The organism is Cupriavidus lacunae, assembly GCF_003353055.1.
Lineage (GTDB): Bacteria > Pseudomonadota > Gammaproteobacteria > Burkholderiales > Burkholderiaceae > Cupriavidus > Cupriavidus lacunae.
On the sequence record NZ_QKWJ01000043.1, the window covers coordinates 46,361 to 59,937 of the forward strand.

The 13,577-nt window shown below is 63.6% G+C and carries 1 protein-coding gene and 4 pseudogenes; 3 read left to right on the forward strand and 2 right to left on the reverse strand.

The genetic code is table 11. The features are described 5' to 3' along the window. Window positions 1-12 precede the first annotated feature (12 nt). Complete coding sequence (locus DN412_RS26665; protein ID WP_244222793.1) at window positions 13-9,330, forward strand: Tc toxin subunit A-related protein; 9,318 nt, start codon at window positions 13-15, stop codon at window positions 9,328-9,330. A 368-nt stretch (window positions 9,331-9,698) separates the two neighbouring features. Here DN412_RS26665 and DN412_RS26670 read toward each other — a convergent pair. Further along, window positions 9,699-10,857, reverse strand: a pseudogene (locus tag DN412_RS26670) (integrase domain-containing protein). Window positions 10,858-11,999: 1,142 nt separating this feature from the next. Here DN412_RS26670 and DN412_RS26675 point away from each other — a divergent pair. Both DN412_RS26675 and DN412_RS26680 read left to right on the forward strand, forming a co-directional pair. Further along, window positions 12,000-12,272 (forward strand): annotated as a pseudogene (locus DN412_RS26675) (ParM/StbA family protein); the annotation flags it as partial. After that, window positions 12,265-13,236: pseudogene (locus tag DN412_RS26680) on the forward strand (3'-5' exonuclease); the annotation flags it as partial. The pseudogenes DN412_RS26675 and DN412_RS26680, both read left to right, overlap by 8 nt. A 12-nt stretch (window positions 13,237-13,248) precedes the next feature. Here the strand turns inward: DN412_RS26680 and DN412_RS44100 are convergent. Then, window positions 13,249-13,577 (reverse strand): annotated as a pseudogene (locus DN412_RS44100) (hypothetical protein); the annotation flags it as partial.

A 13,577-nucleotide genomic window follows, 5' to 3' on the forward strand; every position in this document is an offset into this window, starting at 1 on the left:
GAGGAGATAAAGATGACCACCCGCGACGATCGGCCCCGCGTCCTCACCCTCCACACCCAAGGCAGCGATGTCAGCCAAGTGCAAGGCTGCTTGCTCGATATCGGCGCGAACATCGCGACCGAGGAACTGGGGGCAGCCCTGTTCGGGCTGGGCACGCGCAAGGCCGTGCTGGAGTTCCAGCAGAAGCTGCAGTTGCCAGTCACCGGGACCGTCGACGAAACGACCGCCGACGCGCTGCGGCGACACGGGTCGACCCACCTCGGCTACCGGGTATTGGGCACGGTGCGACACCCCAACGGACGACCTGCCGGCAAGCTGACGGTGCGGGCCTTCGATCGAGACCTGCGCCAGGAACAGGAACTTGGCGAGACAACCGTTGACGGAAGCGGCTTCTACCAGATCGTCTACACCGACGCGCTGTTCCGTCGGGCAGAAGGCCGCAAGGCAGACCTTCTGATGCGCGTTTTCGACGACCAGCGGATGTTGTACGACACGCCGATCGAAAAGATCGTGTTCAACGCGCCGGCCGTCACGGTGATCGATATTGACCTGGTCGACGGCGACACGCACCGGCAAAGCCAGTACGAGGCTATCGTCGCAGCCGTTACGCCATTACTCGACGGAGTCGCGCCCGATGCGCTGCAGGAGGACGCCAGGCATCGCGACATCACGTTCCTGGCGGGCGAGACGGCCCAGCCCAGCCACAACATCGCGCACTTCGCCGTGGCCCAGAAGCTCGCAAAGACGACCGGGATCACGGCCGAGTTCTTCTACGCGTTGTTCGCGCTGGACATCTTGCTGAAAGCCGGGCTCGACGGCGCAGCCGGAGTGCGGTTCGATATCGACCTGGCGACCGACCGCGAAGCGCTTTACTACGACATTGTGCTGTTGCCTGCGAAGACGGTGGGCGCCGCGCTAAAGCGGGCCGTAAAGAACCACGTTGTCAGTGCGAGCCTGCTCGACCAGCTCGATACCATCACCGAGCGGCTGGCCCGCAACTTGCCCGAGGCACAGGCCTGGGTCAGCCAGCAGAGGCCGAGGGTACTGCTGGGCCAGCTCGAACGGTTCTTCGCAGCCGGCAAGCAAACGCAGGTGCTCGACATCCTCCAGCAGGACAGCTTCGGCAACCTGCCCGAGCTGTTCCGGCGGCTCCAGGACGCTGCGGCATTCAAGGAACCTGCCGACGCGAACCGCGCGGCCGTCGGCGCGACCCTTGCCGACCTTCTCGGCTACGACGACCAGATCGTCGATGGCATCCGCCGCGCGCAGAACATCGAACGGCCCGAAGACGTTCGCCAACTGGCGCGCTTGAATCGCGCTGGCTGGAGTGCTTTGTTGCAACGCACCGTGGGTTCGTTGCAGGTCGGCGACCGGCCGCTGCGCAAGGAACTGGTCGACCTGCATGCATCGGCGCTCGTGCGCAAGATGGAGAAGCGCTACCCGACCACGGCCTTCGGCGCCCAACTGGAACGGGACCGGAGCGCGCTTCCCGCGCAGCGCGATGCGCTGCTCGGGCTGCTGGCGGAACACCCCGACTTCGATCTGGCCGCCGGCAACATCGACTTGCTGCTCAAGAAGAGCCCGACGCACGCGAAGGCCAAGCAGGCGCTCAAGGCCACGCAGCGCGTCTTCAAGGTAGCGCCTACGTTTCGCCAGGCGAAGGCCCTGCTCGACGGAGGTGTGCGTTCGGCCGCCGACATCCACGCGCTCGGCGCTATGCGCTTCGTCAAACGGTTCGCCAAGCCGGGCGTGTTCACGCGCGAGCAGGCCCGCGAGACTTTCGGCAAGGCGAGCGACATCCACACCGCGAGCGCATTGCTGGCCGGCGAGCTACAGGCCACGTCGGCCGCGATGCACGTGACTGCGTTGGCCAAGGCGCTGGCGCAGGCAAAGCTCGACGCAGTGACGCGCGACTTCCCGAACATGAAGAGTCTGTTCCAACTCGCCGACTACTGCGCGTGCGAGGAATGCCGCAGCGTGCACAGCGCGGCGGCCTATGTGGTCGACACGCTGCAGTTCCTCGGCAACCGCCTCGTGGTCGACACCACGGGCGGGCCGGCGAGCGTCAAGATCGCCCGCGACGTGCTGTTCGAGCGGCGCCCCGACCTCGGCGACACGGACCTCGATTGCGACAACACCAACACGCCGCTGCAGTACATCGACGTGGTCTGCGAGTTGCTCGAAGAAGCCGTCGCGCCCGACCCGGGCTTCGCCTTCAACGGCGCGCTGGCCAGCGGCGTCGTGCCCGCGGGCCTGCTGGCTGCGTTGCAGGCGAACGGCCTGCCGTTCACGACCAAGGCCGCGGTGTACGACGCCGACCTGACCGGCCACCGGATCGTGCGCGACGCCAATGTGGTCTGCAAGCTCACTCCCGACGGCGGCCCCAACGCCTGGCGTTTGCGACGCCTGCGCCAGACCCGCGGCACGGCGGAGGAATTGGCCGCGGCGCCGCAGTACCTGAACGCCGACACCTACACCGCACTGAACGCGGCGCGCTTCGCCTTCGCGCTGCCCTTCGACTTGGCGCACGAGGAAACGCGCAGCTACTTCGCGCAGTTCGACGTGTCGCGCGCCGACCTGATGGACGCATTGCGGATCACCGCCGGCCCGCAGGACAACGAGATCGCGGCCGAGGATCTCGGGCTCAGCGATGCGCATCGCCAGTTGATCGTTAGCGCCGATCCGGCGGACCAAGCGACCTACTGGAACACTGGCGCGACGCCGGCCGCGACCGCAATGAAGGTGGTAGACAGTCTCATCACCCAGGCGGGCATCGACTACACCACGCTACAGGAGTTGCTCGGCCGCACGTGGCTCAATCCCGGCGCCACTATGTTCATCCGGCAACTGGACAATAGCTGCAACCTCGCAAAGAAGGAAATCCAGAACCTCGACGACAACACGCTGGACCGCCTGCACCGCTTCATCCGCCTGACCCGCAAGACCGGCTGGGCCAGCGCCGACCTCGACCGGGCGATCCGCGCGCCGCGCCTAGGCAACGGCGTCCTCGACGATGCCTGCCTGGTGCGAATCCGCCAGATAGGCCAGTTGCGCGCCAAGCTCGACCTGCCGGTGAGCGAACTATGCAACCTCTACGCGACGCTCGAGGCCGACGGCGACGGCTCACGCTATGCGCAGCTGTTCCTGAACCTGTCCGCGAATGGCGCGCTGAACGAAGACTTCCGGCTCGCGAACGTGCGCCAGAACGTACAGGACGAAGCGAACGTGCCGGGCTCGGGGAAGAAGTTGTCGGCTTACATCGACTACCTGGCGCTGTGCCTCGGCGCGCCAGCCGACGAGACCGGCCGCCTCGTCGCCGCCCTGGCCGCTCCCGCGATCCTCAGCGAGGCGAACATCGCCGCAGTGTATGCGCGCAACATTCTCGCACGCACGCTGCACCTGAAGCCAACGGAGCTGCTGATCCTCGAGAGCCTGACCGGCATCGACACCTTGCTGTCGCCCGCGGACACCATGCGCTTTCTCGACAAGCTGGCGAAGGTCCGCGCCTCGGGCACCAGCCCGGCCGACCTGCAGTACCTGCTGGTCCACCAGGCCGACAACCTCAGCGACCGGGAGCTCGGCGATGCTGCCATCGGCACGCTTCTGAGCGCGCTGCAGGCAGGCTATCAATTGGCGTATGCGGATCATCGGTCGCCGTTCTCGGTCAGTTCCACCGCGGACGAGAACAAGGTCACGCTTGCCGACCTGCTGGCCACGCTGCCCGACTTCAGCACGGCCGACCTCGCGCGCTTCCAGGCCCTGGTCGACGATGCGTGGGTCGACCCGATCGTCACGCCGGCACAGTTCATCGACCAGAAGCTCCAGAAGTTCGTCGACACCGCGCCGATCAAGGCCGCCCAGGCCGCACTGGCAGGGGCGGTGGCGCCGAAGGAAGCCGAGCGCAATGCGCTGATCCGCTCGGTGGCTGATGCGTTGTCGAGATCGTTCTACGTGAGCGCGAAGAACGAGCTGCTCGTCGCGGCGATGGTCAAGGCATTCAAGCTCGACGAAGACATCGCCACGGCGGTGCTGCAACATGCCCGCCTGAAGGAGCCGGCCGCCGCCGGCAAACGAACCGTCATCGACCTGTTGACCGACGAAGCGCTGGTCGACACCGTCAACGTGCCGGCCGTTCCACCGGCCATCACCCCGGCGGCGTTCGACAACCAGTACCGGGCATTGCGTCTGCTGCAGGCGATGACGGCCTTGCTCGGCGCGCTGAAGCTGGATGCCGAGCAAGTGGGGTGGATGCTGACGAACAACCCCGTCCTGGGATGGATGGAACCGGACAAGCTTACCTACCAGGCCGGCATCGCGCCCGTGACCTTCGACGCATGGGAAAGGCTGCAGGACGCGCTGCACCTGGTGCATGCCTATCCACCGGTTGCCAATCCCGCCGATGCGGCCAAGCCGCTGAGCGTCTACGGATTGTTCGAGCTGGTGCTGAAGCCGGGTGCGCTCATCGCCGACGTGCTGGCCTATGGCGCGCGGCTGACGGGCTGGGACCCGGCGGTGCTCGCGGCGCTCGATGCGCGCTTCGGCCTCTCGGCGGTCGACCTGACCGCTTACCGCCTCGCAGGGACCTGGCTGCGGCTCGAGCCGCCGGTGACGCTGCTGCGCACGCTGGGCCTCGACGTCGCATCGGGCTTGAACCTGATCAAACCGCAACTGCTCGCGGCCGATGCCGCGCGCATGCGCCAGGCGCTGAAGGCACGCTACGCGGACTCGGAATGGCTCGGGGTGCTGCGCAACGTGCAGGACCCGCTGCGCCAGCAGAAGCGCGACGCGCTGGTCGCCTTCCTGCTCGGCAAGAACGCCACCTTGAAGACCGCCGACGATCTCTACGACTATTTCCTGATCGACGTCGAGATGTGCTCGTGCATGCCGACGTCGCGGATCGTCCAGGCGCATGCGACGATCCAGCTCTTCGTGCAGCGCTGTCTGATGGGACTGGAGCCGCGCAGCGTCGCCAGCGTGAAGCAGGACGCGGGCTGGGCCCAGTGGAGGTGGATGGCCAACTTCCGCGTCTGGGAAGCCAACCGCAAGATCTTCCTGTACCCGGAGAACTGGATCGAACCGGAGCTGCGCGATGACAAGTCCGAACTGTTCGTTCAGGTCGAGGACACGCTGCAGCAGAACGAGCTCACCGACCAAGCAGTGGAGGACGCCGCCGTTTCATATCTGGAGAAGCTGGACGACATCGCGCAGATGGACGTGATGGCCTCCTACTATCAGACGGACATCGCCACGATGCACGTCTTTGCCCGCACCAAGGGGGGCGACCCGGCCGTCTACTACTACCGCCAGTTCCAGAAGGAGCGCTACTGGACGCCTTGGGAGAAGGTCGACCTCGATATCGTCGGCGATCATCTGCTGGCCTTCGATCGCAACAGCCGCCTCACGCTGGCCTGGCCGGTTTTCACCGAGGAAACCGATTCGAGCCAGGTGGGGCACATTCCCGGCCCGGGAGATATTCCCGCCGGCGGCAAGGACACCAACGTGCCGCAGAAGCGCTGGAAGATCCAGCTTGCCGTCAGCGAACGCTCGGGCGAAAAATGGATGCCGAAGAAGGTCTCGAAGGGCGCGATCTACAGCCCGCAGGGCGGCTACTTCTATTCTCTGCCGGCGGCGCAGACCTACAACTTCTTCGTCTGGGGACTGGGTGCGGCGGGGCAGGCCGTCTCATGTTCCAACACCGGCGGCACCGGTTGGGTCGGCTCGTTTGCGCTCACCGGCTGCAAGGGCTACCCGGAGCCCCAGCCCGGCGGCGCGGGCTTTCCGGCGACCTTCCTGCCGCAGTTCAAGGATAGCGCGCTGCAGGCCGAGCGCTTCACCGAACTGAACCAGGACGCCACGAACGACCTGGCGATCCGCAGCATATTCAACCTGGGCGCGTTCGACACCATCGTCAACGACACGCCCGGGATCTTCAAGGTCACGTACCCGATGCAGATGTCGGTCATCGACTGGATCCTGCTTGGGCTGGAGCTCTACCTGGGCGCGCAGAACAGCTTCGCCGCCTCCTACAGAGAGCGCGGGCTGGCGATCCCGCTCGGCACCTTCATGCCGTACTTCTACGGCGATGTGACGCGCACCTACGCCATCATTCCGGGCTTCTACGAGCGCGAAGCGAAGGATCCGCGGCACCGCATCGAGAAGACGTTCTCCGATATCGACCAGTTGGTTCTGGACGTGCTCGCGCTCGTGACGAAGTACCTGCAGATCTACCAGAACGATCCGGCGCACGACCTCGCCAAGCTGATCCAGACCCTGCTTGTCGATCCGGAGTACCTGCGCCTCAAGGCCGAGTGGGCGGTCTACAAGTCGCTGCAATTCGGCCTGAAGTTCAGCAACTTCTACCACCCGCTGATCTGCCTGCTCAGATCGACGCTCAATCGGGAGGGCATTCCCGCCTTAATGCAGCGCGACCTGCAGCTAACCACCACACCGTTCGACTTCGCCGCCGTCTACAAGCCGAGCGCGCTGGTGGTGAAGCCCTATCCGCGCGAGGACGTCGACTTCGAGCGCGACGGCGCCTATGCGGGCTACAACTGGGAGCTGTTCTTCCACATGCCGTTTGAGATCGCGATGCGGCTGAACCGCGACCAGCGCTTCGAGGAAGCCCGCGACTGGTTCCACTACATCTTCAACCCGGTCGGCGCAACCGACGCGCCGGCACCGCAGAGGTTCTGGGTCACCAAGCCGTTCTTTCAGACCACGTTGGCCGACTACCAGGAACAGGCGATCGACAGCATCATGAATGCGATCGCCGCCGATCCATCGGGCGCGAGCATCACGAACCTGAAGTTCGCCGTCTCCGAGTGGCGTGACAAGCCGTTCCGGCCGCACGTTGTTGCGCGCTCGCGTCCGGTCGCGTACCAGCTCGCCGTCGTCACGAAGTACATCCAGAACCTCATCGATTGGGGCGACAACCTCTTTCGCCAATTCACGCGCGAATCGGTTACGCAGGCCACGCAGCTATACATCCTGGCCGACAAGCTGCTCGGACCGAAGCCTCGCATCGTCGCGCCGCTGATCTCGCCACCGCCCGAAACCTACAACCAGCTCCAGGCAAAGATCGACCTCTTCGGCAACGCGTTGCTCGACCTGGAGAACATGATTCCGGACCTCGGCCTGCTGCCTCATGGCGGCGCGGAGCTGCCGCCCGCGCCGATGACGGTGTCGGCGCTGTACTTCTGCGTGCCGCCGAACGAGAAGATGCTCGAGTACTGGGACCTGGTCGCCGACCGGCTGTTCAAGATCCGCCACTGCCAGAACATCGACGGCGTGGAGAGCATCCTCGCGCTGTTCTCGCCACCGATCGATCCGGGCGCGCTGGTGCGGGCGGTGGCCGGGGGCCTCGATATCTCGTCCTTCGTCGCCGGTCTCGGTGCGCCCTTGCCCAACTACCGTTTCAGCGTGATGAGCCAGAAAGCGACTGAACTGGTGCAGCAGGTCAGCGCGCTCGGCAACGCGATGCTGGCCGCACTCGAGAAACGCGACGCCGAAAGCCTCGCTCGCCTGCGCTCGGAGCAGGAGATCGCGGTGTTGAAGGCGGTGCGCGCCGTGAAGGTCGCATCGATTGCAGAGGCACAGGGCGCGCTGGAAGGATTGAACAAGAGCCGTAAGGTCACTGAAGAGCGCAGGGCGTATTACGCCGGCCAGAGCTACATGAATGCCTGGGAGATCACCGCGGTGGCGCTGTCCGGCGGCTCGCTGATCGGCGAGGCGGCCATCGCGCTCGGCTACATCCTTTCCGGGGGCCTGAAGCTGATCCCGGATTTTATGACCGGTGGGGCGGGCTTCGGCGGATCACCGACCGTAACGCTCACCATCGGTGGCTCCAGTACGGGAGCGTCCGCCGATTCCGCCGTGCAGACGATTTCGTCGATTGCGCGCGCACTCGACAAGGCGGCCGCGATGGCCGCCACGCAAGGCAGCTACCAGAGGCGCCAGGACGAGTGGGACTTCCAGGTCCGGCTGGCCGACAAGGAACTCGTGCAGATCGACCAGCAGATCGCCACCGCCAACCTGCATCTCGACATGCTCGCCAAGGACGTCGCCGCGCACGACGTGCAGGTCGCGAACGCGCGGCAGACCGACGCGTACATGCACAGCAAATACACCCGCCAGGAACTCTACGACTGGATGATCGGCCGGATCAGCTCAGTGTACTTCAAGGCCTACCAGCTCGCGTTCGACGTTGCCAAGAAGGCCGAGCGCTGCTTCGGCCACGAGCTCGGCGGCAGCGCAAATTTCATCGCCTTCGGCTACTGGGACAGCCTGCAAAAAGGGCTGATGAGCGCCGACGCGCTGCTCCACGACATCAAGCGCATGGAAGCTGCCTATCTGGACCAGAACAAGCGCGAGTACGAGCTCACCAAGCACCTGTCGCTGCTGCAGCTCGATCCGGCCGCGCTGATCCAGTTGAAGACGACCGGCCGTTGCGTCGTGCAGGTGCCCGAGACGGCCTTCGATCTCGATCATCCCGGCCACTACATGCGCCGTCACAAGTCGGTGAGCCTCTCGATCCCTTGCGTAGCTGGGCCCTACACCTCGGTGAGCTGTAAGCTCTCCCTAATCAGCAACCGCTACCGCAAGAGCACGGCGCTGCGCCAGGGCGCCGCCACCGACAAGGCCAAGTACCAGGAGCAGGCAGGCAACGATGAGCGCTTCGTCTACAACGTCGGATCGATCCAGTCGATCGCCACCAGCAGCGGGCAGTCCGACAGCGGCATGTTCGAGCTGAATTTCCGCGACGATCGGTACCTGCCGTTCGAAGGCACCGGCACCATCGCGACCTGGCTCATCGAGATGCCCGACTCGTTCCGGCAGTTCGACTACGACACGATCAGCGACGTCATCCTGCACCTGAGGTATACGGCACGCGACGGGGGATCGAGCTTCCGAACGCTGGTGGACGGCGTGGAGCGCGAACTGCTCGACGAGATGACGCTGGCGGCCAGCCGCAGCGGCCTATACCAGGCCTACAACCTGCGCCAGCAGTTCCCGAATGAGTGGTACAGCCTGCAACAGACAATGAGCGCCACGCTGACGATCGGACCGCAGCACTTGCCGTACTTCGTACGAAGCCATGGCCCAGTGGTTGATTCGGTCACCTGGTTCGCGAGAGTGGACGGCGATCCAGCCGTATACGTCATGTCGCTGGATGCGGTTGACTTCAACTTGAAGCGCAACTTCGATCTCGGTCGATTGTGCGTCGGCACGTCAGCGACATTGACCCTCGAAACGGCCTTTACTCTGGCGGCCACTGACACAAGTAAGCTAAAGGACCTGACCTTGCTGGTGCATTACAGCATTGGGTCTTGAGATTTGCTCCGGCAATTCCCGAGGCCTTGGTGAAGATTTCACTCGACTTGAATTTGCAACCTGTAGTTCAGCTTCGGGTCGCCAGGGTCGGTCCGGGATTTGCAAGTTGCCCGTCGGACCCAATCGGTTGTATGACCTGCCACCAATCCTGACCGGCCATTGGGCTCGAGGCTGGGCTGCGGCGGCTCCGGCCGAGGAGTTCGCGTCGGCTGTTCGGCTGGTTTCAGAATGAAGCGGCCCCTTGGGTGTCAGCTCTCAAGCTCAGGTGACCGGCTGGTCGTGGCCGTGCTCGGCCTTCCCCGGAAATTGGCGATGAACCTCAAATGGACCACGGTTTGTCTGCAGTCAAGGATGAACCCTGTTTGGACTTATTTGCTGGCCTGCAGCCTTGCCAACAGCCGGTACAGCGCCTGCCGGGAGATCCCCAGCGCTTCCGCTGCCTTCGCCTTCACACCACCGGCAGCCTTCACCGCCTGAGCGGCCATCGCCGGGGTGACGACCGGCCGCGAGGCGGCGGCCTGCACCGAGTATGTCGACAGATATGCATTCGCCTTCGTCTGACGACTGTGGCCAGCCGCCTCGACAATCTTGCGCATCGCCTCCTCATGGCGCTGGCGATCAATCACCTCCCCACCGCCCTTGATCGCCGCTGCCTGGCCGGCCGTCCGCTCGTACATCTGGTGGAAACACCGGTGTCGCAGGCCGTGGGCCGTGACGCCACACCCATCCTTTGTGATCCGGTGCTTTTCCAGCACAGCATAGAATCGACGTCGCCACTGATCCTGGGTGAACGTCGCGGGTATTAGCGTACCCCGCTCCGGGTTCGTCCGCGCCGCAAGCTCTGCCGCCTCCACCAGTAAATCGTACTGCCAGGTGAACTCAATGTTCACCTGGCGCGGCCGTCCCCCCTTGGTTCCATCCTGAACGTGCAGATGTCCAGAAGGAAGCACGTCTCGAATGGGCCGCAGGCGCCAGCTTTCCCTCGCCCGCAAGCCGAACGCCGCATCCAGCTTGAGTTGCAGCGCCACATGCCGGTCCGTGCCGGCGATCTCCGCGATCTTTGCCAGCGCGTCCACCCCGTTGCCCTCCCACGACCGATCCTCTCGGGCAATATAGCTGCGCTTGTAGTCAGCGGGTCGCTCCACATAGTCATCGGTCGATCCGACCATGCTCGCCTTGCCCATCCATGATGCGAGCGCGCGCAGATGTGTCAGACGCAACTCTACCGTCCCGACGTTTAGCTTCTGCTCCATCACCCAGAAGTGCACCAGCCACTGAATGTGCTTCTGTCGAAGGCTGTATGGCGACGAGACTGCGAAGCCCCCCCTTGCGCAAGTCCACGAACGCCTTCAGCAACGCCTGAGCGCGTTGACGTTGCGACAGCTGCGATAGCGACCGACCGCTGACGCGGCTACCGCTGTGCGGCGCGTGCAGATGCTCCGCCGCCAGCACTGCGAACGCGGCTTTGAAACTCTCGGGGAGCTTGTACGGTGCCAGCACGGCGCGCAGGTCGGTGCCCTTGCTCATTCTCATCGTTGCTCCAACTGCAGGTTCTCGCTGCCATTGCGAATTGCCTGCCTTGCGCCCAGTGCGCGACTTGCTTTGCTCGGTGAATTGCCGCCCCTACGACACTCACCACCTGGTGCGCCGGACTACCACATCCAGCTAACCGGCCACCATGCCGGAGTCCACTTCTTCCTGTCCTTTAGCGATGGCAAACCGATCAGCCCTGAGCATGGAAGCAATGCGTCGTGACTGTCCGCTATGCGAACACGCCGGCTCTCGCCTTGCGTGCCGCTGCGCGGCCATCCACCCGGTGCATCGTTTCGATGCCGGCCCTCGCTCGCCAGGATTGTTGTCCTCGCGCCCGTGGCCGCTGCCGTGGTGAGTGATTCCTGTTGCGCCGTTCTGGTACCGGTAGCGCCCCCCGGATCGTCATGCTCTCAGAAGCTTGCGGCAGTCACGTTCGTGACCCGCAAACAGCTCCCCGCCCCAAAACCAGATCATCTCCGCCGCGGTGTGTCGGGCTTCGTGATCCGTGCCCAGCCTGTGGCTGTAAGGACGTGTCTCATCGGCGGCGATCCTCCAAACACTGTCCAGTGTCCGGCTTCGGAATCGTTCGCACTTCGGTCTATTCTCAGAAACAGACCGCCAATCGGCTTGGTATCGCGGTGTCCGGTGTCCTCACTATCCGACACTGTCCGTTTGATCTGATTGAAAAAAAACCGGATCAATATCCGGCTTGTACATAGAGGCGACCGACGACCCAATTCGGGCGGTGTCGGTGCTTGGGGAAGGCCGCCAGTGTGGCGACAGGTCGATGCGTCGGGGACGCGAGAAGTACGTCAAGGATAGCGACCCACGCCCGCCTGTGCAACCCCACGAAAACGCGAAACGCATCTGAAATTCGCGACCTTACGCAGCCTTGATATTGAGTATCTGCCTGTAGAGTTGACCCGTCGATGTGCCACGCGATGGGACTTGGCCAAGGCTGCACGTTGCATGTCCCATCAGGTCAGACGAATTGGAGCGTCCAACCATGATTGGTGCTCGGTCCGAGTGGCACTTGCTCGGCCCAGCCCCGTTCTGGTCGGTCTTGATCTGGCCCGCTCCGTCCTCGTGGCATCCACTCACAGCCGTTGCCTACAGTCATCAAGGAGTATCTGCTCATGAAAGTCTCGACCGTCGCAATCGATGTCGGCTATGGCAACACCAAGTCGGCGTTCCCGCTCGGCTCTGACATTGCCACCAACATGTTTCCATCGTTGGCGCCTATAGCTGCCACCACATCGCTGACGCCGCATAGCGGCGCCATCCTTCGCGCCCGCAACGTCGTCAATGTGGTGGTTGACGGTGCGCGTTATGAGGTAGGACCGGAGGTCTCCATCAGTGCGGCACATGGGAACACCGGACGGTCGTTGTCCGAGGACTTTGTCACGACCACGTGTGCTGGGCAACAATTATCGCTGCCACGCTGAAATCCTTGATGCGGCCGACAAGATCATCCGAAACAACCGAGACCGGATTCCGAAGACTCTCGTGGCACACAAAGGCCTCGGCGGCGAGGTGAAGTTCCAGCGATTCCCGGACGAGTACGCGGAGGCCATCGCCGCCATCGAGCACCTCGCACCGGCCGTCCGCAATGTCCAGTCTTCGGCAATCCTGGCGCGTACGAATCGCATCCTCGATCCGGTCGAGGCGGTTTGTCGCTCGCACGGCATCAAGTACTACCGGGCATCTGGCAAGTCGATCCTGAGCCGACCGGAAGGCGCCCTGATGTGCAATCTCCTCGAGCTGATCCAGAAAACGAAGGCAACCGGGATCGACGCCCTGCTTTCGTTCGTTGGAATCGGCACGCAGGAGCTTCGGCTACTTCACAGCAAAAGTCGGGCTACCACCGAGCAGCGCCAGAAGAAGGACCTGGTCACGCTGGGTCTGTCAGAACCATCAGCTGACAAGTACCGCGAGTTGATGAAGCGGTTGGCGGAATGGCGTGCCTTGTGCGACCGGCAGTTCTTCTCGCTGGTTCTGGAGGGCGTACGCGAGTGGATGCTGCTGCATGCTGAGGCTGACCAGGCACGACGTGCCATCACAACGACCTACGACGTGCTATCTCGCTTGAACGGCCCCTTCTCCGAGCGGCTCGAGTTCCTGCGACGGGACAACAACGAGCCTGCGCCTGACGCCTTGGTGCTAACGACGATGCACAGTTCGAAGGGCCTCGAGTGGGATCGGGTCTGGATCATCAGAGCGGAGGAAACAGTCGTTCCCGACGAGAAAGGCATTGAGTCGGAGGAGCGGCGCCTTTTCTATGTAGCGGTGACGAGGGCGCGGGACGACTTGCGTTTGTCCACGGCGAAGAAGAACCCCACATCCCGATTCGTGCTTGAAGCTGGACTTGGTTGACGTAGTTAGTCGCTAGCCTTCCGACAGTAGCGCAGGTCGCTCGCGAATCCATTCGACGAAGGTCTCGTCCTCAATTCCGTATTCACCAACGCCCATCCGCGTCACAATGTTGTCTTCTTGCATGCGTCGCAGGGCATGGCTGGCCATGTTGCGTGTGGCGGGCTTGCGGAGCATTGCACCGATTTTTCTTAAACCAGCGCTGGAGTGTAAATCCGACTGAGCTAAAGTCGAAACTGGTGTACGGGCGGGGAATTTGAGGCGCGGAGTAGAGGGCGGTGGAGCTTTTCGCTGAGAATCTGATTGTCGAGATCGGAAACCAGCACAAGAAAAGTCCACCACCA